The organism is Methylobacillus sp., from assembly GCF_036844465.1.
Classification (GTDB): Bacteria; Pseudomonadota; Gammaproteobacteria; order Burkholderiales; family Methylophilaceae; genus Methylobacillus.
Window position 1 is genome coordinate 216,682 of record NZ_DAIUFW010000003.1, and the last position, 23,453, is coordinate 240,134.

Annotated in this window: 21 protein-coding genes; 9 read left to right on the top strand and 12 right to left on the bottom strand. The window is 53.8% G+C overall.

Going from position 1 to position 23,453, the window contains the following annotated elements; all coding sequences use genetic code 11:
- Positions 1 to 2: 2 nt before the first annotated feature.
- Together pstA and pstB are read left to right on the top strand one after the other, a co-directional pair.
- Complete coding sequence (gene pstA / locus V7Z75_RS05440; RefSeq protein ID WP_334107605.1) at positions 3 to 941, top strand: phosphate ABC transporter permease PstA; 939 nt, start codon at positions 3 to 5, stop codon at positions 939 to 941.
- Between the two features lie 45 nt (positions 942 to 986).
- Positions 987 to 1,766, top strand: coding sequence for a phosphate ABC transporter ATP-binding protein PstB (pstB, locus tag V7Z75_RS05445; protein WP_334107606.1), 780 nt, complete (start codon positions 987 to 989; stop codon positions 1,764 to 1,766).
- 64 nt (positions 1,767 to 1,830) lie between these two features.
- Here pstB and V7Z75_RS05450 read toward each other — a convergent pair whose 3' ends face one another.
- Positions 1,831 to 3,081, bottom strand: a complete 1,251-nt coding sequence (locus tag V7Z75_RS05450; RefSeq protein WP_334107607.1) for a D-amino acid dehydrogenase — start codon at positions 3,079 to 3,081, stop codon at positions 1,831 to 1,833.
- Positions 3,082 to 3,166: 85 nt separating this feature from the next.
- The gene (locus V7Z75_RS05455; protein WP_334107608.1) at positions 3,167 to 4,360 is read right to left on the bottom strand and encodes a glycosyltransferase; all 1,194 of its coding nucleotides are present in this window, start codon (positions 4,358 to 4,360) and stop codon (positions 3,167 to 3,169) included.
- 109 nt (positions 4,361 to 4,469) lie between these two features.
- On the opposite strand from V7Z75_RS05455, the gene V7Z75_RS05460 reads away from it, so the two are divergent.
- The gene (locus V7Z75_RS05460) at positions 4,470 to 5,168 is read left to right on the top strand and encodes a hypothetical protein (RefSeq protein ID WP_334107609.1); all 699 of its coding nucleotides are present in this window, start codon (positions 4,470 to 4,472) and stop codon (positions 5,166 to 5,168) included.
- A gap of 4 nt (positions 5,169 to 5,172) precedes the next feature.
- On the opposite strand, the gene V7Z75_RS05465 is transcribed toward V7Z75_RS05460, so the two are convergent.
- Positions 5,173 to 5,541 (bottom strand): diacylglycerol kinase, encoded by a 369-nt coding sequence (locus V7Z75_RS05465; protein ID WP_334107610.1) that lies wholly within the window; start codon positions 5,539 to 5,541, stop codon positions 5,173 to 5,175.
- Between the two features lie 146 nt (positions 5,542 to 5,687).
- Between V7Z75_RS05465 and V7Z75_RS05470 the strand changes: the two genes are divergently transcribed.
- Positions 5,688 to 6,506, top strand: a complete 819-nt coding sequence (locus V7Z75_RS05470; protein ID WP_334107611.1) for a zinc dependent phospholipase C family protein — start codon at positions 5,688 to 5,690, stop codon at positions 6,504 to 6,506.
- A 607-nt stretch (positions 6,507 to 7,113) separates the two neighbouring features.
- On the opposite strand, the gene V7Z75_RS05475 is transcribed toward V7Z75_RS05470, so the two are convergent.
- From V7Z75_RS05475 to rlmE, 5 genes are all read right to left on the bottom strand, one after another.
- The gene (locus V7Z75_RS05475; RefSeq protein ID WP_334107612.1) at positions 7,114 to 7,653 is read right to left on the bottom strand and encodes a phosphatase PAP2 family protein; all 540 of its coding nucleotides are present in this window, start codon (positions 7,651 to 7,653) and stop codon (positions 7,114 to 7,116) included.
- Between the two features lie 107 nt (positions 7,654 to 7,760).
- The gene (glmM, locus tag V7Z75_RS05480; RefSeq protein ID WP_334107613.1) at positions 7,761 to 9,122 is read right to left on the bottom strand and encodes a phosphoglucosamine mutase; all 1,362 of its coding nucleotides are present in this window, start codon (positions 9,120 to 9,122) and stop codon (positions 7,761 to 7,763) included.
- Between the two features lie 39 nt (positions 9,123 to 9,161).
- Positions 9,162 to 10,001: a dihydropteroate synthase gene (gene folP / locus V7Z75_RS05485; protein WP_334107614.1), complete on the bottom strand. Its 840-nt coding sequence runs from the start codon at positions 9,999 to 10,001 to the stop codon at positions 9,162 to 9,164.
- A 79-nt stretch (positions 10,002 to 10,080) separates the two neighbouring features.
- A complete protein-coding gene (ftsH, locus tag V7Z75_RS05490) occupies positions 10,081 to 11,976 on the bottom strand; it encodes an ATP-dependent zinc metalloprotease FtsH (protein WP_334107615.1) in 1,896 nt (631 codons plus the stop codon).
- Positions 11,977 to 12,047: 71 nt separating this feature from the next.
- The gene (rlmE, locus tag V7Z75_RS05495) at positions 12,048 to 12,671 is read right to left on the bottom strand and encodes a 23S rRNA (uridine(2552)-2'-O)-methyltransferase RlmE (protein ID WP_334107616.1); all 624 of its coding nucleotides are present in this window, start codon (positions 12,669 to 12,671) and stop codon (positions 12,048 to 12,050) included.
- A gap of 42 nt (positions 12,672 to 12,713) precedes the next feature.
- Between rlmE and V7Z75_RS05500 the strand changes: the two genes are divergently transcribed.
- Positions 12,714 to 13,001 (top strand): YhbY family RNA-binding protein, encoded by a 288-nt coding sequence (locus tag V7Z75_RS05500; RefSeq protein ID WP_442919878.1) that lies wholly within the window; start codon positions 12,714 to 12,716, stop codon positions 12,999 to 13,001.
- A 70-nt stretch (positions 13,002 to 13,071) separates the two neighbouring features.
- On the opposite strand, the gene V7Z75_RS05505 is transcribed toward V7Z75_RS05500, so the two are convergent.
- The 4 genes from V7Z75_RS05505 to carA form a co-directional block, all read right to left on the bottom strand.
- A complete protein-coding gene (locus V7Z75_RS05505; protein WP_334107617.1) occupies positions 13,072 to 13,530 on the bottom strand; it encodes a DUF4149 domain-containing protein in 459 nt (152 codons plus the stop codon).
- 11 nt (positions 13,531 to 13,541) lie between these two features.
- On the bottom strand, positions 13,542 to 14,018 hold the full coding sequence (greA, locus tag V7Z75_RS05510) for a transcription elongation factor GreA (protein WP_334107618.1): 477 nt from the start codon (positions 14,016 to 14,018) through the stop codon (positions 13,542 to 13,544).
- Between the two features lie 138 nt (positions 14,019 to 14,156).
- A complete protein-coding gene (gene carB / locus V7Z75_RS05515) occupies positions 14,157 to 17,363 on the bottom strand; it encodes a carbamoyl-phosphate synthase large subunit (RefSeq protein WP_334107619.1) in 3,207 nt (1,068 codons plus the stop codon).
- A gap of 5 nt (positions 17,364 to 17,368) precedes the next feature.
- Positions 17,369 to 18,499, bottom strand: a complete 1,131-nt coding sequence (gene carA / locus V7Z75_RS05520; protein ID WP_334107620.1) for a glutamine-hydrolyzing carbamoyl-phosphate synthase small subunit — start codon at positions 18,497 to 18,499, stop codon at positions 17,369 to 17,371.
- A gap of 459 nt (positions 18,500 to 18,958) precedes the next feature.
- On the opposite strand from carA, the gene V7Z75_RS05525 reads away from it, so the two are divergent.
- From V7Z75_RS05525 to V7Z75_RS05540, 4 genes are all read left to right on the top strand, one after another.
- Positions 18,959 to 19,279, top strand: a complete 321-nt coding sequence (locus V7Z75_RS05525) for a c-type cytochrome (protein WP_334107621.1) — start codon at positions 18,959 to 18,961, stop codon at positions 19,277 to 19,279.
- Between the two features lie 112 nt (positions 19,280 to 19,391).
- Entirely contained in the window at positions 19,392 to 20,258 is an 867-nt protein-coding gene (locus tag V7Z75_RS05530; protein WP_334107622.1) for a PEP-CTERM sorting domain-containing protein, read from the top strand.
- A 66-nt stretch (positions 20,259 to 20,324) separates the two neighbouring features.
- On the top strand, positions 20,325 to 21,062 hold the full coding sequence (locus tag V7Z75_RS05535; RefSeq protein WP_334107623.1) for a PEP-CTERM sorting domain-containing protein: 738 nt from the start codon (positions 20,325 to 20,327) through the stop codon (positions 21,060 to 21,062).
- 132 nt (positions 21,063 to 21,194) lie between these two features.
- Positions 21,195 to 23,405, top strand: a complete 2,211-nt coding sequence (locus V7Z75_RS05540; protein ID WP_442919887.1) for a TonB-dependent receptor — start codon at positions 21,195 to 21,197, stop codon at positions 23,403 to 23,405.
- Positions 23,406 to 23,453 lie beyond the last annotated feature (48 nt).

Below are 23,453 nucleotides of genomic sequence, written 5' to 3' on the forward strand. Positions count from 1 at the left end.
TCATGACAACACAAGCAACCGTACTGGAAAATCTCGCCGAAGTGCGGGCCATGATCCGCAAACACAAACGCAATGACCTGATTTTCTCCATTGTTGGCCTGATGGCGTTGATGATCGGCCTGCTTACCCTACTCACCCTGTTTATCGACCTGGTGGCAACTGGCTATCCCCGCTTCAACCTGGATTTCCTCACCAACTACGCATCGCGTCGCGCCGTTAGCGCAGGCTTGCTGGCCGCCTGGGTGGGCTCCCTGCTGGTGATGCTGGTTACTTTTTTCTCTGCAGTACCCATGGGGGTGGCCGCTGGCATCTACTTAGAGGAATACGCGCCCAAAAACTGGTTTTCCGACCTGATCGAGATCAACGTCACAAACCTGGCTGGTGTCCCTTCCATCGTCTATGGTCTGCTGGCGCTCGGCTTATTCGTCTATGGCCTGGGCTTTGGTGAAAGTATCCTCACTGCAGGCCTGACGCTGGGCTTGCTAATCCTGCCTATCGTCATCGTCACCACCCGCGAATCCATTCGCGGCATTCCGGTTTCCATCCGTGAAGCCGCCTATGCCGTCGGGGCGACCAAATGGCAAGTGGTCTTCCACCATGTGCTGCATTATTCATCAGGCGGCATCCTGACCGGTATCATCATCGGCATGGCCCGGGCTATCGGCGAAACCGCACCTATTATCACCATTGGCGCGCTGACCTTCATTGCGTTCCTGCCGCCAGCTCCAGTGACTGATGTCGCACCTTTCATCAATTTTGAATGGCTGCAATCCGGCTTCACCGTGCTGCCTATCCAGATGTTCAACTGGCTTTCGCGCCCCGATCATGCCTTTCACATCAATGCTGCGGCCACAGGCGCGCTGATCATTGTCGTGACCCTGCTCATGAACGGCACGGCGATCTGGCTGCGCTACCGCATCCGCAAGAACATCAAGTGGTAAGCCGTCCATTACACAGAATAAATTCAGAATCAGGATATCTACATCATGGTAACAACATCCAGCCCGGTCAAAGCCGAATCACGCAACCTGAACTTCTACTACAATGGCGGCCACAAAGCCCTCAAGGGCATCACCATGCCATTGTATGAAAAGCGCATCACTGCCCTGATCGGCCCGTCCGGTTGCGGCAAGTCCACCTTCCTGCGCTGTTTCAACCGCATGCATGATCTCTACCCTGGCAACAAATATGACGGCCAGATCATCATGCACCCGGACAACACCAACATCCTCGACAACGGCGTGGACCCGATCGAGGTACGTATGCGCATCAGCATGGTGTTCCAGAAGCCTAACCCTTTCCCGAAATCCATCTACGAAAACGTAGCCTACGGCCTGCGCGTGCGCGGCGAGCGCAACAAACGTGTGGTGGATGACAAGGTGGAAGAAGCGCTCAAAGGCGCAGCATTGTGGGATGAAGTAAAAAACCGCCTGCACGATCTCGCATTCAACCTTTCTGGCGGTCAGCAACAGCGTCTCTGTATTGCCCGCGCATTGGCGACCGATCCTGAAATCATGCTGTTTGATGAACCGACCTCCGCACTGGACCCGATTGCTACTGCCAGCATTGAAGAACTGATGTCGGAACTACGCAACAAGCTGACCATTCTCGTGGTGACCCACAACATGCAGCAGGCTGCCCGCGTCTCTGATTACACCGCTTATATGTACCTGGGCGAACTGATCGAATACGACGATACCGACAAGATCTTCACCAATCCCAGCCGCAAGGAAACCGAGGATTACATCACCGGCAAGTTCGGTTAAGCATGAACAATTAATAATATCCTGTACCCAACTTACAGCCGGATCTATCCGGCTTTTTTATGCGTCAGGCATATCGATCCAGGCTCAGGTCGTCATAGCGAATATCGGTTTCGTGTCCCGAGATAATATCCGCCAGCAACTTGCCCGAGCCGCAGGCCATGGTCCAGCCCAAGGTTCCGTGACCGGTATTAAGATATAGATTAGGAATCGTGGTTGCACCGACGATAGGTGTGCCATCCGGCGTCATGGGTCGCAAGCCGGTCCAGAAACTGGTCTGGCGCAGATCGCCCGCGCCGGGAAACAAGTTGTTGACGACCATTTTCAATGTACCTTCACGCCGGCTGCTCAAGCGGCGGTCAAAACCCACCAGCTCCGCCATGCCGCCCACCCGGATACGATGATCAAAGCGTGTCACGGCAATCTTGTAAGTTTCATCCAGCACCGTGGAAACCGGCGCGCGCGTTTCATCCAGAATAGGCACGGTGATCGAATAGCCCTTGACCGGGTACACCGGTAAATCCAGCATGCCTTTGAGCAAATCCGTGGAATATGCAGCAAGCGCCACCACATAGGCATCGGCCCGCAATAGCTGCCCGTTGGCGATTACACCTGCCACTTTGGCGCTATCCATCTGCAAGCGCTGGATTTCCTGGCCATAAAGAAAGCGTACGCCTTGTCCGGCTGCCAGCGCGGCAAGGCGCGTGGTAAAGAGATGGCAATCCCCGGTTTCATCATGCGGCAGCCACAAGCCGCCAGCGAGATGGTGGCGGGCTTGTTGCAAGGCAGGCTCCACCTTGCCCAGCGCTGATTGGCTTAATAGCTCATAAGGCACATGCGCCTGTTGCAGCACTTCGATATCCCGCGCAGCGGCATCCAGTTGGGATTGGGTGCGAAAAACCTGCAAGGTGCCACGCTGCCTGCTTTCATATTCAACTCCGGTATCACGGCGTAGCTGGTCCAGGCAATCACGGCTGTATTCGGCCAGACGCACCATGCGCGCCTTGTTCTGCTCATAACGCGTATCAGTGCAGTGTTGCAGCATTTGCCACATCCAGCGCAATTGCTGCCAAGTGCCATCCGGTTTGATGAATAAGGGTGCATGGCGGCGCAACATCCATTTGAGCGCCTTGAAGGGAACACCAGGCGCAGCCCACGGGCTGGCATAACCGGGCGAAACCTGCCCGGCATTGGCAAAACTGGTTTCGAGCGCCGGTCCAGGCTGGCGCTCCAACACGGTCACCTCATGCCCCGATCGGGCAAGATACCAGGCAGTGGTTACGCCAATGACGCCGCTGCCCATGACGATAATGCGCACAGCCTCTCCTCATCATGCAAGATGAGCCTAGCTTAGCATCAAGCCATCCGCTTTTGTTGGCAGCGCTTACAGCCTGTTCACGGCCTTAAATCTTAAGATAATCGATATTCAGAGCATGGAAAGCGCTGCGGTTTTGCACGCGCTGATAAAACTGCAGCATGCGCTCGGCTTGCAAGCGGGCCGTCCAGCGCTTGACGGCATATTGTTGCGCCGCCTGCCCCAACTTGGCGCGTTTGCCTGGATTGGCAAACAAGCTGAATACCTTGGAGGCAAAGATGCGTTCATCCTCGGGCGCAATCATCGCGCCCTCGCCTTCGATCAAAATGGACTTGGTACCCATCTCGGCCAATGCCACCACGGGCACACCTTGCGCCATGGCCTCCAGTAGCACCAAACCCTGGGTTTCGGTCCTGGAAGCGAACACGAACACATCTGCCGCCTTGTAGCAGGCATTGAGCTCGGTGTTACGGTCCAGATAGCCGATGAACTTGATATTCTCGCTTAGTCCAAGTTGTCGGCTCAATTCTGCCAAATGTTTCTGCGCCGGGCCTTCGCCTGCCACCACCAATAGCATGTCCGGCTGTTGCCGCCTGAGCTCGTGCGCCATGCGCAACAGGAAATCAATATTCTTTTCATGAGCCACCCGCCCGACATACAGGGCAACCGGACGCTGACGCGCAATTCCATAGCGATCGCGGAACGCTTCGCCATCCGCCATTTCAAAGCTTTTTTCCTGCAACCCAGTGGGGATCACCTCCGCACTGGTCTTGACGCCATAGCCGCGCAAGGCGCTGAGCATGGGCTGCGAGGGCGCGACCACGGCATTGACGTCATTGCATTGGCGCCTCGAAATATTGATCGCCATCCTACGCGCCATACCTTTCGGTATCCATGGCAGGTAATGGTGCATATAGTCCTCAAAAAAGGTGTGATAAGTCTCTAGGCAGGGAATGTCCAGCAGGCGCGCCAGCTTGATTCCCAGGTAATGCGCCACGAACGGCGTATGGATATGCACGATGTCGTAATTCTCGTCACGCAATTCGGGCAACAACTTCAGCGCCGCGCGATAGCGCATCAGCCTGTCTTCCGGGTCAAAATAAAGCGTGCGCGCGGGAATGCGCCTGATCCAGGCTTCATCTGTCGTCGCCACGCCATAATCAGGAGCGATCAGGTGCACTTCGTGGCCCAGCGCCTGCATCTGGGCGGCAAATGTACGGATCGAGGTGGACACCCCATTCACGCGGGGAAAATAGACATCTGAGATGAATAATATCTTCACGCACTCTGCTCCAAATCTTTGAGAACTCACATCAATGAAGATACGCGAGGATTATGACGCTTCCATGACTTGCCATGAGAACGTCACAGTTTTTGGTTAAACTTGCAGCATGTCTGATTTCCGTGCACTTTACCTGCTATTGACCGCGCTGCCTTCGGTAGCACTCGCAGCCCGTCCCATGATTACCGATGATGCGCGCGTGGTGGATACCCACAGCTGCCAACTGGAATCCTGGGTGAAGCACAACCGCAACAGCAATGAATATTGGGCATTGCCAGGTTGCAGCCCGGCTGAGAATACCGAACTGACACTGGGCGGCGCAGTAACGCGTGAGGACAGGCAATCGCAGAACAGCGACCTTATGTTGCAAGCCAAGGTGTTGTTCAAGCCGCTGGAAACCAACAGTTACGGTTATGGCCTGGTAGTTGGCTATGCCCAGCATCCCCGGCTGGATAACAACTCCAGCATGATAGGCAATACCTATGCCTATATCCCGGCCAGCGCTTCATTTTTCAGCGACAAGCTCATCCTGCACACCAACCTGGGCGCATTGCACGACAGGGAAAAACACCGGACTGACTTCACTTGGGGCCTGGGATCGGAAATCCCGATGTCAGACAAGGTGGAATTGATTGCGGAAACCTATGGTGATCACCGTTCCCGTGCCTTTTACCAGGCAGGGATGCGCTATTGGGTCGTGCGCGACCGGATACAGGTGGACACCACCTACGGTAACCGCATGCAGAATAATAGTGACGAGCGCTGGTTCAGCATAGGCTTGCGTCTGCTGTCCAGCCCGCTCTGGTAAGACTTTATCCCAAAATCAACAAGGCCCAGACCGCTGCGAGGTTGATTAGGGAAACCAACACCGCGGCGCTGCCGATATCCTTGGCGCGCTTGGCTAATTGATGGTTCTCAAGGGAAATACGGTCCACCGTCGCTTCGATCGCGGAGTTGAGCAGCTCCACCACCAGCACCAACAGCACACTGCCTATCATCAGCGCCTTGGCGATGCCATCGTTGCCGAGATAGCAGGCGAGAGGAATCAGGATCACCGCCATCAGCACCTCCTGACGGAAGGCATCTTCATTGCGGTAAGCTGCCTTGAGCCCATCAACAGAATAGCCAAACGCGTTGATCAGGCGGCGCAAACCGGTCTTGCCCTTGTATGGACTTTCCATGAATTCCTCGGAACAGTATGTGGGAGATTGAGCGCGGCAGTATAGCAAATTGCCCATGCCCCCTGCCATTGTCACGATAACATCATGGAGTTTTCATACTTCATTCATGCCCGGACGCCAGAGTATGCCGCATGAAGACCGGAAAAATGCTAACACCATTGCTGTGGCTAACCCCGCTTGCAAGCTATAGCGCAGACGCCTCCGCCTGGGGCCTGGTCACCCATGTATATTTCGCCCACTCACTGCTCTGGGCCATGCCCTTGCTGGACCCACGCCTGCAACGCGCCATCCGCCGCTTCCCGCAACTGGTGATGGCAGGGTCCTGCCTGCCGGACCTTGCCATCGTATCGCCGCGTTTCAGCCCTAGCCATTATTGGGAAAACGCCCACCAAATGCTGGCCAATGCCCGCACTGATGAAGAAACCGCGATTGCCATCGGCTACGCCAGCCATTTATATATAGACGTCATCGCGCACAACCACTTCGTCCCGGCCCATGAAGCCATGTGGATGAAAGGCAGCATGATTACGCACATCGGCGCAGAATGGGCCATGGATGCCTACCTGGCCCCCTTGCTGGAACATACTCCCGCGGAATTGCTGCTCAACCACAAGCACACGCTGGGACACTTCATTGCTGCTTACTTCAATTGCAGCCCGGCAAAAGCCACCCGCACCATCTCCAGATTGGGCCAGGCCGACCGGCTGTTACGACTATCGCGCCTGCCCGGCATGATCTATCGCGGCATGCGTCTCATGGACAAACGCCTGTTCCGCAACTTTACCTTCTACATCGCCAGAACCCAGACGGCGCTCGGCCATATCGGCACCTTGCTGCAAGGCGGCAGACCGCATTGGGAGCCGGAACTCAACCATATTCCCAGCGAACAAATGCAACGCTGGCGCAAACGCTGCCTGACTGATCTCAAACGCAGGCTCAATAGCCCGATCGAGTACTTTTACTGACCTATCCTGCAAGGGCGAGCGCAGCGAAGCCAAGTCGACGTTGCTTTTGATGTTGACTTCCCCGTCTAGCTGCGCCGAGTAGTACAGCTTTTAATGGAAATAGGACTGGCGTCTGTCTGAGCGCAGCGAGTTCAGCCAGTCGCCATTAAAAGCGAGCAGCGCAGGTTACCCGGAGCAAAGCTCTGGGTCGCAGACAATCGGGTCGCCTTTTCTTTCGTATCCGTCTTTTGGCGAAGCAAAAGAAAGATACTCGCCCGGCGAGACAAAACCTATCCTCGCGCAATCACAGCATGGATGCAGACTAAAAACCGTTGAGTTTGATGGGGTTGAAGATTAGGGCTTGGATAGTGAATTAAGCAACCATAGTCTTGACCACTATCGTAGGTGATTGACCCGTTGCCTTTCGCTTGCCAGCGAGTTCCTTTATTTTGCTTCGCCAAAATAAAGGAACCAAACAAAAGGCGACCCGGAGTCTACGCCGGGAGCAAGCTCCCGGTCCCCTGCGTTGCTCGTGCTGGATGGCACAGCCAGACGGGAAACCAACGTCAAACCCATACTTGGTTTCGCTGCGCTCGCCCTTGCGATAATGTGAGAAAAATAGAAACAGCTAGACGAATAAGAAAGAGATCGAAGCGATCAAAGCGCCAATTGTAGCCCCTGCCAGCACATCGCTCGGATAATGCAACCCCAGCACCACGCGCGACATCGCCACCAATACGGCAAACGGCAAAATCAGCATGCTAAGTTCCGGGTAATAGGCCAAGGCCACCATACTGAATGCCACGGCATGCAAGGTATGGCCCGACGGAAAGCTGAACTTATCGAGGGGTTTTCCCGCCAGCCAGATATCCTGATGCACTTCATATGGCCTTGGGCGCAGGGTTTTGCCTTTCAGCCATTTGTAGATCAGTGTGCCGACCAGGCCCACGGCGATCATATGCAGACAAGGCAGAACGCCCGCTTGCCCTTGGGTCATGACAATACCGAGCATGACGGCATACCAGAACATGCCATCGCCCAGACGGCTCACTATGCGAAAGCTCCAGCGTACCAGCCGATAATGGCTGCTGCGGTTGACCTTGATGCACAGCGCACTATCCAGGGCGCCGATGCGTTGCAGATAATGTGTCAGGATTCGGTTTTGCATGGGAGCAGATTGGCAACCCCTCATGACAACACCGTGTCATTGCGTTGAATTTATGATGACAGCGGCACACCTGCCGATGTCATCACGACACCTATAGAAAAGCCCATCTAGCTACCAGCAACTTGCCGCACCATGGCGGCAATGTCTTCCGCCAGCTTTTGCACCAGGTTGCGATCCTGGCCCTCGACCATCACGCGAATCTTGGGCTCAGTGCCGGAAGCTCGCAGCAGGACACGGCCACTGCCATTCAGTGTTTCTTCTGCCGCCTTGACCGCGGCTTGCAGTTGAGCATTGCCGTCCAAGTCGATGCGCTGCGCGACCTGGACGTTGATGAGCACCTGCGGATAGAGCGGCAGGCGCTTGCCCCAATCCGTCAATGTCGTCCCGGAAGCGCGCAGGGCATGCAATACTTGCAGCGCGGCAATAATGCCGTCGCCGCTGCTGTGCTTGTCCAAGCTGAGAATATGCCCGGAATTTTCCCCGCCCAGTTGCCAATCATTGGCATTAAGCAGTTCCAGCACGTAGCGGTCACCTACCTTGGCACGCTGGAATGGGATGCCCTCTTTGCCCAGCGCATGTTCAAGCGCCAGGTTGGTCATCAGGGTACCAACCACCCCGCCACCCAATTGGCCATACGCATGGCGATGATGGGCAATGATGTAAAGCAGTTGATCTCCATCCAGCAGTTGCCCTTGACTGTCCACCATGAGGACCCGGTCGCCATCGCCGTCGAATGCAATCCCAAGGTCGGCCTGGTGCTCCACTACTGCTTTCTGCAATGCCTCGGGATGCGTGGAACCGACATTCAGGTTGATATTGAGGCCATTAGGCGCGGTACCGATACTGATGACTTCCGCGCCCAGCTCATGGAATACCGGCGGAGCAACATGATAGGTTGCGCCATTGGCGCAATCGAGCACGATCTTGAGGCCACGCAGGTCCAGTGCATTGGGGAAGGTGCTCTTGCAGAACTCGATGTAACGGCCTGCGGCATCGTCAATCCGTTTCACCCGGCCAATCTGCTCGGTAGGAACCAACTGCATGGGCTGATCCAATTCAGCTTCGATCGCCAGTTCTACCTCGTCAGGCAGCTTGGTGCCCTGCGCAGAGAAAAACTTGATGCCATTGTCATCAAACGGGTTATGCGATGCCGAAATAACAATGCCTGCCTGCGCGCGCTGCGCGCGGGTCACATGGGCAATCGCAGGGGTAGGCAACGGGCCAGTAATACGCACATTGACCCCGCCTGCGCAAAGGCCAGCGACCAATGCCGTCTCGAACATATAGCCCGAGATGCGGGTATCCTTACCGATAATCACCAGCGGCTTGGTGCCTAGCGCCAGATGATGGTCCATGCGCGTCAGCACGCGGCCGGCTGCGTAACCCAGGCGCATGACAAAATCCGGAGTGATCGGGAATGTCCCGACCTTGCCGCGCACACCGTCCGTACCAAAATATTTTCTGCTCATTCTTGATTTTTCCCTTTTGATTCTTGATTCTGATCATTCTCAGGCATTAATCACCGCATTGACTACCTTGAGTGCATCCACGGTAGCCTTTACATCATGCACACGGACAATACGACCACCCTTCATCGCGGAAATCACCGAGGCCGCCAGGCTGGCGTGCAGACGCTGATCGACATCACTGCCGATGATCTGCCCCAGCACGGATTTGCGCGACAGGCCAACTAATAAAGGCCTGCCTAGTTCGAGCAATTCCGGTAATGCATTCAGCAAAGCAATGTTATGTACCGTACGCTTGCCAAACCCAAAGCCTGGGTCAAGCACGATACGCTCTGCCGTAATGCCAGCCGCCAGGGTAGCCTGCATGCGCTCCAGCAGAAAGCTTTTTACTTCCTGTACTACATCTTCATAAACAGGATCCTGCTGCATGGTCTGCGGCACGCCCTTCATGTGCATCAGGCATACTCCGGCATTACCTTCTGCGGCAACTTCCATCGCTCCTGGCTCCTGCAACCCGCGCACATCATTGATAATTGCGGCACCAGCATTGACCGCCTCACGCATTACCTGCGGCTTGTAGGTATCTATCGAAAGTGGCACATCCACCTCCTTTGCCAGCCGCTCAATGACCGGAATCACACGGCTCAACTCTTCATCCAGGCTGACCGGCACGGCATTGGGCCGGGTGGATTCGCCACCAATGTCCAGAATATCAGCACCGGCTGCCACCAGTTGCATGGCATGTTCCAGCGCCAATTGTGACGAGGCATAGCGCCCGCCATCCGAAAAGGAATCAGGTGTAACGTTGACTATCCCCATGACATGAGGACGCGTGAGATCGAGGTGATATCTACCACAAAGGAATTGATTGGAATTCGACATGGTTACTCAGAAAAGATAAAGGCCACAAGCCCCGAATGATTGCTTTCGAGTTACTTGTGGCCTGGTAGGTTAGTCAGTCTTAGATTTTGGCAGCTGGTTGTGGTGCAGGCTCGGTAGTTGTGCCGCCACCATTGCTGCTGCTGTCGGTTGCAGATTTGTTGCTAGTTGGCGCTGGCTTGGGCGGACGCGGTTGCTTGCCTTCCATGATGTCCTGGATTTGCTCGGCATCAATGGTTTCCCATTCCAGCAAAGCCGCCGTCATGGCTTCCACCTTGTCGCGATTGTCTTCCAGCAGCTTGCGCGCCACGGCATATTGCTCGTCCAGAATCCGGCGGATTTCCGCATCCACCTTCTGCTGGGTCGCCTCGGATACCGTCTTGGCCGACATGCTGCCAAAGAACGAATCCTGCTCGTTGCCCGCATAAACCATGGTACCCATGACATCGGACATACCGTACTTGGTGACCATGTCGCGCGCAATCTTGGTCGCACGCTCAAAGTCATTCGAGGCGCCAGTAGACATCTGATTCATAAATATTTCTTCCGCAATGCGCCCACCGAACAGGATGGAGATTTCCTCCAGCATCTTGTCCTTGTAATTGCTGATGCGGTCATGCTCCGGCAATTGCCAGGTCAGGCCCAGCGCCCAGCCACGCGGCATGATGGTAACCTTGTGCACGGGGTCTGCATGCGGCAGCAAGGCGGCCACTACGGCATGGCCGGATTCATGATAGGCCGTATTACGGCGCTCTTCCTCGCGCATGATCATGGACTTGCGCTCGGGACCCATGAAAATCTTGTCCTTGGCATCCTCAAAGTCCTGCATATCCACAGTGCGTTTGTTGCGGCGCGCGGCAAACAAAGCAGCTTCGTTCACCAGGTTGGCAAGGTCGGCACCGGAGAAGCCAGGGGTACCACGAGCCAGGATATCCGCCTTGACATCCCCATCAATCGGCACCTTGCGCATATGCACCTTGAGAATCTGCTCGCGGCCACGGATATCGGGCAAGCCCACCATGACCTGGCGGTCGAAACGTCCTGGACGCAGCAATGCTTTATCCAATACATCGGCACGGTTGGTCGCAGCGATCACGATGACGCCGGAGTTAGCTTCAAAGCCATCCATTTCGACCAGCATCTGGTTCAGGGTTTGTTCACGCTCGTCGTTGCCGCCGCCAGTGCCTGCGCCGCGATGACGGCCAACCGCATCAATTTCATCAATAAAGATGATGCAAGGAGAGTTTTTCTTGGCCTGCTCGAACATATCGCGCACACGCGCCGCGCCGACGCCGACGAACATTTCAACAAAATCGGAACCGGAAATCGTGAAGAACGGCACCTTGGCTTCACCGGCAATTGCCTTGGCAAGCAAGGTCTTACCAGTTCCGGGAGGGCCTACCATCAACACGCCGCGTGGGATACGGCCGCCCAGTTTCTGGAATTTGGTTGGGTCGCGCAGGAATTCAACCAGCTCGCCTACTTCCTCCTTGGCCTCGTCACAACCGGCTACATCGGCGAATGTCGTGTGATTGGAGTTTTCGTCCAGTTGGCGCGCCTTGCTCTTGCCGAACGAGAACGCACCGCCCTTGCCACCGCCCTGCATCTGGCGCATGAAGAATACCCATACGCCGATCAGCAACAGCATCGGGAACCAGGACACAAAGATACTCATCAGGATGGAAGGCTCTTCGTCAGGCTTGGCCTCCACCGTGACATTGTTCTTGAGCAGGTCGGACACCATCCACGGGTCGGAAGGCGCATAGGTCGTAAACTTGCGGCCCTCGTTTGTCACGCCGCGCAACACCCGGCCGTCAATCATAACCTTGGCAATTCGGCCCTCTTTCACCTCATTGATGAACTGGGAATACACCACCTGGCTTTCCGCAGTGCTCTTGGGGCCGAACTGATTGAAAACCGTCATCAGCACCAGCGCCACAATCAGCCAGATAGCAATGTTCTTTACAATGTTATTCAAAGTCCTGATCCTTATTCAATGGACATTAACTGCCTTATTCTAAACCTAATTGCCCTGTCATGCCCCAATAATCAGGCAATCTTGTGCTTCAGGCCCAGAAGAAACACTTCACTGCTACGGTCTCGCGATGCCTTGGGTTTGCGCGTCACCACTTTTTCAAAACTTTCGCGCATTGCCAGCATGATGTCATCAAAGCCAGAACCGACAAATACTTTGACCAGGAAATTGCCGCCCGGTTTCAGCCAGTCCCGGCTGAATTCCAGCGCCAGCTCGGTCAGGTGCGCCGCTCGCGCCTGGTCGACATCGCTGATGCCACTGATATTGGGGGCCATATCGGCAATTACAAGGTCCACCTGCTTGCCATTGAGGCTTTTTTCAAGCTGAGCCAGCACTTCATCCTCGCGGAAATCACCCTGGATGAATTCCACGCCAGGTACCGGCGGCATTTCTAGGATATCCAGCGCAATCACCCGCCCTTGCCCACCAAGGCGCTGCATCGCTACTTGCGACCAGCTTCCAGGGGCAGAACCCAGGTCAACTACCGTCATGCCCGGCTTGATCAGCTGATCCTTGTCATCGATCTCGAGCAATTTATAGGCTGCGCGGGCGCGATAGCCATCCTTTTGCGCGCGTTTGACGAATTCGTCATTCACATGTTCCTGCAACCAAGCTTTACTGGTAGGTCGGCGTTTCATCTGTTAAACTGCGAGCCTTTTTGAATCAACAAGATAAATCAATTGAATTCCAAACAAATCAGTTTTCTACGTGGCTTGGGCCACGACCTGAACCCTGTTGTAATGATCGGTAATAACGGACTGACAGAGCAGGTTTTGAAGGAAATCGAGGTCAGCCTGAAATCCCACGAACTGATCAAGATCAAGGTATTTGGCGATGATCGTGCAGCACGCGTTGCCATGCTGCAGGAAATCTGCGAAAAAACCAATGCAACTCCGGTGCATCATATCGGCAAGCAGCTCATCATCTATCGTCAGGCAGAGCAGCCAAAAATCGTTATCCCAAAATAATAAGCATGAATTGCCATCATTAAAAAACCGCAAGACTGATCATCAGTATGCGGTTTTTTTAATTGGCTTCTTATTGTCGGGACTTGAAGATCAGCACCACACCCAGCAGACTCTGCACTAGATATCCGACACTGGCCACCCCATGAACCACGCTGAATTGCCCCGCAAAATCACTCTGCATCACATCCAGAGGTAATGCTTGCGCCTTCAGGTCCGCCATCATTGGCTGGATATAGTACTGCCCACCTACCGCAATCAGAAGCATCACAACCACTGCCCAGAAAAATCCCTGCCTGAAGGCTGACCAGCCCGACCGCAGCAATCGCTGCACAATCAGGAAGAACGCGCTGGCAAAGCCTATATAAGCCACCAACTCAAACAACCGCCCTGCCAGGTTACCAGCCAGCTGCTTATCTGAGGCAAGCTGGCTGAACAGGCTGGGCGCGACAACATAGCCGACTACCCACAAAGCTCCCACCCACAAAGTGATCACTAACCATGCCAGCTTATCGGACCATGTCATCATCATGCGCTCCGTCGTTAGATATACTGCACATCAAGCACTTCGTAGGAACGGATACCACCGGGAGCCATGACTTCCGCCACATCGCCTTCCACCTTGCCGATCAGGGCGCGCGCAATCGGCGAGCCGATGGAAATCTTGCCGCTCTTGATATCAGCCTCATCATCACCGACGATCTGATAAGTGGATACATCGCCACTGTCCAAGTCTTCCAATTCCACTGTCGCGCCGAATACGCAACGGCCTTCCGCGTTCAGCGTGGTGGGGTCAATGATCATGGCATTGGAAAGCTTGGCCTCGATCTCGGCAATACGGCCTTCGATAAAGCTTTGGCGCTCCTTGGCAGCATCATATTCCGCATTTTCGGAAAGGTCTCCCAACGCGCGTGCTTCGGCAATCGCCTGAATCACATCAGGCCTATCTACGCTACGCAAACGTTGCAATTCGGCCTTAAGAAGTTCAGCGCCTTTAACTGTAATTGGAATTTGATTCATGTTCTATTTCCTGGAATTCCATAATTGATACAAAAGGCATGCACTATCCGAAAAACCGGACGACTCATGCATGCCATGAACAAAAATAAAAACCACACCTGTGCGATACAGGCGTGGTTTGATTCTGGGGTTATCTTATTACTTAGCGAGTTGTTTATGCAAGTTCTGCAGGGATTCAACTTCCAGCTCTTGCATGTGACCCATGCCGATGCAGGCAGCCTTGGCGCCCGCCAGCGTGGTGTAATAAGTCACCTTCTGTTGCAAGGCGCTGCGGCGGATTTCATAGGAATCCGCAACCGCACGCTTGTCTTCGGTCACATTGACGATAAAGCTGATCTCGCCGTTCTTGATCATGTCCACGATGTGCGGACGGCCTTCCGCTACCTTGTTCACAGGTGTTACGTTCAAGCCAGCTTCGGTCAATGCGCCAGCGGTACCGCGCGTGGCGACCAACTGAAAACCGAGATCGGCCAATGCCTGGGCGATTTCCACCACGCGCTCACGATCTTCGCGGCGCACGCTAATGAAGGCCTTGCCGCCCTTGGGCAGCTTGGTGCCTGAACCGAGCTGGGATTTGACAAAGGCTTCGGCAAACGTTTTCCCCACACCCATCACTTCGCCCGTGGACTTCATTTCCGGACCAAGAATGGTATCCACGCCCGGGAATTTGATGAACGGGAATACGGCTTCCTTGACAGAGTAATACGGTGGCACCACTTCCCGGGTCACACCCTGCTCCGGCAGACTGCGTCCAGTCATGCAACGTGCGGCAATCTTGGCAAGCTGCAGACCGCAGGCCTTGGAAACAAACGGCACGGTACGCGAAGCACGGGGATTCACTTCCAGCACATAGACGGTTTCACCTTGAATCGCAAACTGCACGTTCATGAGGCCAACCACGCCCAGCGCCTTCGCCATCTTCACAGTCTGGTCGCGCAGTTCGTCCTGCATCGCGGCGGTCAGGCTATAAGGCGGCAATGAACAGGCGGAATCGCCTGAGTGCACACCAGCCTGTTCCACGTGTTCCATGATGCCGCCAATGATGACGTTCTCACCGTCGGACAAGGCATCCACGTCCACTTCCAACGCATCATTAAGGAAACGATCCAGCAGCACGGGGGATTCGTTGGAGACCTTCACGGCCTCGCGCATGTAGCGCTCCAATTGAGCCTGTTCGTGCACGATTTCCATCGCGCGGCCACCCAAAACATAAGAAGGGCGCACTACCAGTGGATAGCCGATTTCCTGGGCGAGGCGCAATGCTTCTTCCGGCGTGCGCGCGGTGCGGTTCGGCGGTTGCTTGAGGTTCAATTCCTGCAGCATTTGCTGGAAGCGTTCGCGGTCCTCAGCACGGTCGATCGCATCCGGGCTGGTGCCAATGATGGGCACGCCAGCCTTTTCCAGATCACGCGCCAGCTTGAGTGGCGTCTGACCGCCATATTGCACGATCACGCCTTCCGGTTTTTCCAGTGCCACGATTTCCAGCACATCTTCCAATGTCAGCGGCTCGAAGTAGAGGCGGTCGGAAGTGTCGTAATCCGTGGAAACAGTTTCCGGGTTGCAATTGACCATGATGGTTTCATAGCCATCTTCACGCATGGCGAATGCAGCATGCACGCAGCAATAGTCAAATTCAATCCCCTGACCGATACGGTTAGGTCCGCCGCCCAATACCATGATCTTTTTCTTGTTCGTGGGATTAGCCTCGCACTCTTCCTCATATGTGGAGTACATATAGGCAGTATCGGTCGCGAATTCGGCAGCGCAGGTATCCACGCGCTTATAAACCGGACGCACGTTCAATGCCTGACGATAGGCGCGAACAGCGTGTTGGTCGGTACCCAGCAGTTTGGCAAGACGCTTGTCGGAGAAACCGCGGCGCTTGAGCTGGAACAGGGCATCACGGTCAAGGTCGGCCAACTGGCGGCCTTTCAATGCCTGCTCGCGCTTGATGATGTCTTCGATCTGCACCAGGAACCAGCGGTCGATCTTGGAAAGATCGAACACCTGGTCTATAGTCAGACCCGCGCGAAATGCATCACCGACATACCAGATACGCTCAGGACCGGGCTCACCCAGCTCCTGCTGGATTTTATCCAGATCAGTTGTCATTTCATCCAGACCGTCCACGCCCACTTCCAGACCGCGCAAGGCTTTCTGGAAAGACTCCTGGAAAGTGCGGCCAATCGCCATCACCTCCCCAACGGACTTCATCTGGGTAGTCAGGCGGGAGTCGGCCTGCGGGAATTTCTCGAACGCGAAACGCGGCACCTTGGTAACGACGTAATCAATGGTAGGCTCGAAGGAAGCTGGAGTCGCGCCACCGGTGATTTCGTTGCGCAACTCGTCCAGCGTGAAGCCGACTGCGAGTTTGGCCGCCACCTTGGCAATCGGGAAGCCAGTCGCCTTGGACGCCAATGCGGAGGAACGCGACACGCGCGGGTTCATCTCGATGACGATCATGCGGCCGTCATCAGGATTGATTGCGAACTGCACGTTGGAGCCGCCGGTGTCCACGCCGATCTCGCGCAGCACTGCCAAAGAGGCGTTGCGCATGATCTGGTATTCCTTGTCGGTCAAGGTCTGCGCAGGGGCTACGGTAATGGAATCGCCGGTATGCACGCCCATCGGGTCAAGATTCTCAATGGAGCAGATGATGATGCAGTTGTCCTTGCTATCGCGGACCACTTCCATCTCGTATTCTTTCCAGCCCAGTAGGGATTCTTCGATCAGCAATTCGCTGGTAGGGGAAGCTTCCAGCCCGCGCTCGCAGATGGCGATGAATTCCTCGCGGTTATAGGCGATGCCGCCGCCGCTGCCGCCCATGGTGAAGGACGGGCGGATAATCGCGGGATAACCGATGGAAGCCTGCACCTGCAGAGCCTCTTCCATGCTGTGCGCCACGGCGGAACGCGCAGAACCCAAGCCGATCTTGGTCATGGCGACCTTGAATTTCTCACGGTCTTCCGCCTTGTCGATGGCTTCCTTGGAAGCGCCGATCAACTCGACATTGTATTTTTCCAGCACGCCATGCTTGTCCAGGTCCAGCGCGCAGTTCAGCGCCGTTTGGCCGCCCATGGTTGGCAGCAATGCGTCGGGGCGCTCGATCTCGATGATCTTTTCCACCACCTGCCAGGTCACCGGCTCGATATAGGTTGCATCCGCCATTTCCGGGTCAGTCATGATGGTGGCAGGATTGGAATTCACCAGAATGACACGATACCCCTCTTCACGCAGCGCCTTGCATGCCTGCGCACCGGAGTAGTCGAACTCACAGGCCTGCCCGATCACGATCGGGCCAGCGCCTATGATAAGAATGGATTTAATATCAGTACGTTTTGCCATGGTATTTATTGCTTTTGCTGTTCCATCAGGTTGATGAAGCGGTCGAACAGATAGCTCATCTCGTTCGGGCCAGGGCTCGCTTCCGGATGCCCCTGGAAGCTGAACGCAGGTTTATCGGTGCGCGCGATGCCCTGCAGGCTGCCATCAAACAGAGAAACATGCGTTGCCTTCACGTTGGCTGGCAGCGTGTTCGCATCAACCGCGAAACCATGGTTCTGACTGGTGATGAGCACACGCTTATCCTCCAGATCCTGCACCGGGTGGTTGGCGCCATGGTGACCAAACTTCATCTTCATGGTCTTAGCACCGCTCGCCAGCGCCAGCAATTGATGGCCCAGACAGATGCCGAACACAGGAATGCCGCTATCTACCAATGTGCCGATCGCATTGATGGCGTAATCGCAAGGCTCCGGGTCGCCAGGGCCGTTGGAAAGGAAAATACCATCCGGCTTTAGCGCCAATGCCTCTTCCGCAGTTGCTTCCGCAGGCAACACTGTTACCTTGCAACCACGCTCGACCAGCATGCGCAGGATGTTCTGCTTGACGCCGTAATCGAAAGCCACCACGTTGAATTTGGAATTCTCAGACGTGATATAGCCTTCACCCAGCTTCCATTCGCCCAGCGTGAACGCACCCTTATCCTTGCGGCTCACCACCTTGGCCAGATCCATGCCGGCCAAACCAGGGAAGCTGCGTGCCAATTCCAGCGCTTTCGCTTCATCCACCTCGCCAGCGATGATGCAACCAGCTTGCGCGCCTTTTTCGCGCAGGATGCGGGTCAGCTTGCGGGTATCGACCTCGGCAATCGCCACGACATTGTTTTCAACCAGATATTCGGAAAGGGATTTTTCACTACGCCAACTGCTGCTCAGCAACGGCAAATCACGGATGACGAGACCGCTGGCAAACACATGCCCGGATTCGACATCTTCCACATTCACCCCGACATTCCCGATGTGCGGGTATGTCAAGGTTACGATTTGCTTGGTATAGGAAGGATCGGTAAGAATCTCTTGATAACCGGTGATCGAGGTATTGAACACCACCTCGCCCACTGTTTGGCCCAAGGCACCGATTGAAATGCCCCTGAACACTGTCCCGTCTGCGAGCACAAGTACGGCTGGGGTTTGCGGCAATTCTAACTCCTTGTAACTATTTGATATTCCATGAAAATATAAGCATGGAATGCAGATATGCAAAGCGGGACGGGCCATCGCCCACCCCGCTTGAAAATTTTTAGAATTATAGCTCAAAGCGCTTTTGCCTTCAACGCGAGCCTGAAGAATTTTTCAGGCTCAAGCAGGTGCATCTGCGCATCCCCTCTTGCAATCTCCGTCACTTCTCTCAGTTACCAGTAGAGCCTAGACCACTTTCCCATACGACAGAGATAAAAGCGCTCATATCGCTATGTCCATCAATCATGCTATGAGCGATATTCCTTAATACCGATACCAAAATATTGTTGTGACAATTTGTCACGCGGCAATATGCCACATTTCTATTTTCAGGCTCTGCTCATATATTTCTGGGCAACACACTGACCAACCACACTTGGACAGTATCCCTAATACATAAAAAATAACCTGGAGAAAGATATGAAAAAATTACTTGTCATCCTGTTAACAGCACAGGGAATGTTGACTGCGAATGCATATGCAGCAGATGCCAAAACAGCACAGGCATTGGCTCAAAAAAGCGGCTGCCTAGCATGTCATGGCATTGAAAATAAGATTGTCGGTCCAGGATATAAAGAAGTAGCTGCAAAATATAAAAATGACAAAACAGCGGAGGCAAAAATGATGTCAAAGATTAAAACTGGTGGAAGTGGCACATGGGGCCCCATGCCAATGCCACCTAACGCGCACGTCAAAGATGAGGATATTAAAACGATAGTAGAGTGGATACTTTCGTTGTAACTAATATCAATAGATCATATTCATTTGACCCTCATCATAGTCCATGCAATATGGACTGTGGTTTTGAAGCTGATTTCTTGCTGGAAATCAGCTTTTTTTTAGCTTGAGATCAATGCGACAAATTGTCGCGCGGCAATGTGTCACATTTTCATTTTCAACCCCTTTCCCTATATTACAGCACGGCGCTCATAGCCAATTGCTCTTAAATATTGAAAGGGAAAAATTAATGAAAAAGATTCTTTTGCTGGCGGGCATTCTTGCCAGCCAAACCGCCTTTGCCCATGTCAGTTACACAGGGCGTGATTTTGGCGTTTTTGATGGCCTAACTGACCAATCGGTCACCATCAGCAACCAAACTACCCGCAGCCATGGCTGGGCTGACGCAGCCGATGCAGATTGGGGAGATACTCACCAAGTCAAGTGGTTTACTTTCAGCATCACAAACCAGGCACTGGTCACTATTTCCGCATCTGCACTCGCTAATGCAACAGCCACTTCTCTTGATGGCCTCTTACCAGGTTTTAGCCTCTATGAAGGCAAAGCACCCGGAGCAGCTTATGACTCATCCGCAGTCACATCCGCATATCGCAACACATTGGGTTTTGATACCGAAGGCGCATTGAATGCATTGGGCAACTTTGAGATTGGTAATGATGCTGGCGTCATCAGCAAACTGAGTTTTGTTGGTTATGCAGCCGATGGAACTTCCAATAATTTGGGCAATTTGCCCGCTGTTATTGGGGATGGTACTGCTGATGGTTTTGTCAGCAGCAGCTTCCTGCTGAACGCAGGCACCTACACCCTCATCATAGGAGGCGCTGACTACGCTTCTCAGAACGACCCGCTATCGCTGGCTTACAACTATGGCCTGTCAGCCACCGTCAGCGTGGCAGCTGTTCCCGAGCCAAGCACTTATGCCTTAATGGTGCTAGGGCTGGGCATCATGGGTATCGCAGTGCGCAGTCATATAACACGCTAACCTCATCACCAACCCCTGAAAATGGAAAGTCCATACGGCTTTCTGCTTCTCAACAAGGAGAACGAAATGAATTGCAACAAGCAATATATTATCTCTGCAATATCCGCAGTATTGATGGCAACTGGTGCGAGCCAAGCCATGGCTGCTATTGATTCCTACACTATTGAAACCATTTGGCACGAGCCCGATACCCAGCCTCGTGACACTATTTTCCTTGGCAGTTTTGACTATGACAACGCCACCAAAACTGTTTCTAATCTGAAAGGGATATTGTCCGAATCGATGACAGGCAATTCAGTTGCCTATCCTCATGACAACATGACCTGGCTGACTTTGGATTATCAACTCGTATCCTGGTATGACAGTTCCCTTGGCGGCACTTTTGCCGCCACATTCAAGAACAACAATACCAACACCTTCTGGACCGGGATGGGTGGCGATGGCTGGAGCCCGCAATCCGGCGTGGATGCTGGCGGTGTTTACTATGGTTTCCCGCGTGCGGGCAATAATCCTGGCAATGCCTATGCATTGGTATTTATTCCTGATGATCCATTGCAAACATTGTCACAGACCCAGATCAATTATCTCGCTTATGCCGATTGCGCGGCAGGGGGCATGATGGGGGCAGTGTGCATGACAGGCACTAGCGCTCAAGCCTATGGCTCAGTTGGCACGATGAGCGGCTACCCTGTTTCCCAATCCATCTCTGCAATTGCAGCCGTTCCTGAACCCAGCGCTTATGCAATGCTGGGCATTGGCCTGGGACTGATAGGCATGGCAGCACGCCGTCGCCGTCAGGGTTAAAACACGTCAAGTATCAATCCTCACAATGGCAGGTGTGCAATACACCTGCCATTTGCACTCTGGAAACCTCTCATGAAAACGCCCAGCCCGCTCAGTATTGCCATCTCGCTTGCATTTATCTCTACCACCAGCATGGCAGACACGACATCGACTCAAGAGCCTGTCGATAAGCTGCTTTACCCGGTGCTTCCCCTTATTGAGGTCAGTGCTGACCGCATCGAAGACAGCGCATTTACCGGCGAGGATATTGCATCACGAAGCTTGCGTAGCCATACCAACGACACAGCCCGCCTACTTGAGCATATTCCAGGAGTAAACACCTATGGCGCTGGAGGAATTTCCAGCCTGCCCACGATGCGCGGCTTTGCCGATGATCGCATCCGCACCCAGGTGAATGGCATGGATCTCATGAGTGCATGCCCTAATCATATGAACCCGGCTCTTTCATTTGTGGATCCATCCAGCATTGAGAGTATTCAAGTATATGCTGGTATTACCCCGGTCAGTGTCGGCGGTGACAGTATTGGCGGCACCATCCAGGTCAATTCGGCAAAACCCAAATTTGCAAAAGAAGATCAGGCACTACTCACTACAGGCAGCATAGGAACATTCTACCGAAGCAATGGTGCGGCAAGAGGCGGCAACGTGGCTCTGTCCGTGGCAAGCCAGAATCTCAGCCTGGCATATACGGACTCATACTCTCAAGCCAATAACTACAGAGCTGCTGGAGATTTCAAAAAACCAGGGTTATGGACAAGGCAAATTAGCCCGCTCACGGATAGAATCACCGACAAGACCGTGGCTGGGACAGCATATCGAGGCTCACGTCACAGGGAGCTGGGTATTGCACTGAAATTATCAGAGCAGCATCTGCTTGAATTGAAACTTGGTGAGCAATCGATCGACTGGGAGGGTTTTCCTAACCAGCGCATGGACATGGTATCCAGCTACCCCGATCTCGATAACCCAGGCATGCAGATACTCAACCTCAAGAAACCTGCAAATGTGAATCGCACCATCAATCTCCACTACACAGGGCAATTTGATTGGGGCGAACTGGAAGCACGTTATTTCCGGCAAAAGCTGGATCATTCCATGGATATGCTACAAAGCCGCTCCGGGGGTATGTATATGCCCATGCTTTCCGAGGCAACCACCCATGGAGGTTTGTTAAAAGCGACTGTGCCGATCAGTGACCAGCACCTTGTGCGCGTAGGTGCAGATTTTCAATATTACCGGCTGGATGATTGGTGGCCCTCCATTAATGATGGAGGAATATCTATGTGCTGCAACGATTTTTGGAATATCCGGGATGGGAAGCGTGATCGTATCGGTATATTCAGTGAGTTGGAAACACAGTGGAATAATAAATGGACCACCCTGCTTGGCTTGCGTACTGATCGCGTCACTTCCAATACAGGCCGCGCACAAGGTTATTCCAACACATATGGAAGTGATGCAAATACATTTAATTCGCTAGACCACAGCCGTGAAGATTATCACTACGATCTGACCGCCTTGACCCGATTTAAACCAGCAGAGACTCAGCACTATGAGTTTGGGTTTGCGCGGAAAACCCGCTCCCCGAATTTATATGAGCGTTATCCATGGTCTCGAAACGCAATGGCCGCGCTCATGAACAACTTTGTCGGTGATGGCAATGGTTATATAGGCAATCCTGATCTCAAGCCAGAAGTGGCCTACACGCTCAGCGCCAGCGGTGACTGGCATGATATTGCCAAGGAGAAATGGCAGGTAAAAGCCACGGGGTATCTTACCTATGTTGAGAACTATATTGATGCAGCACGCCTGCCTGGCTATCACCGAAACGACCAATATATGTTGCTGCAATATACCAATGCAGATGCGCGGCTTTATGGAATTGATGCTTCAGCAAGCTATAAGCTGGGACATATTGCCAATATCGGCAGCTTTACAGTCAGTAGCATGGTCAGTTATGTGCGAGGCGAAAACCGCACCACAGGCGATAATCTTTATCACATGATGCCGCTGAACGGAAAATTTGCACTGGAACATCAACTAGGCAACTGGACCAACACCCTGGAAATGCACCGCGTCACGGAAAAAGACAACATCTCCCAGGTGCGCAATGAAGTGTCGACACCCGCTTACACATTATTCAACCTGCGCAGCAAACTGGAATGGCAACGTGTCCGCCTGGATATGGAAGTGGAAAACCTGTTCAATCGCTTCTACTATTTACCGCTTGGCGGTGCATATCTTGCACAGGGCTATGCCATGACAACTGGGGGTATTCCTTGGGGCATGACGGTACCAGGCCGTGGAAGATCCATCAATATTGCCTTGACTTATACATTCTGAGAATACGCCAGCCAGCCCTATTCCCACTCAACAAAACTCACACACAGC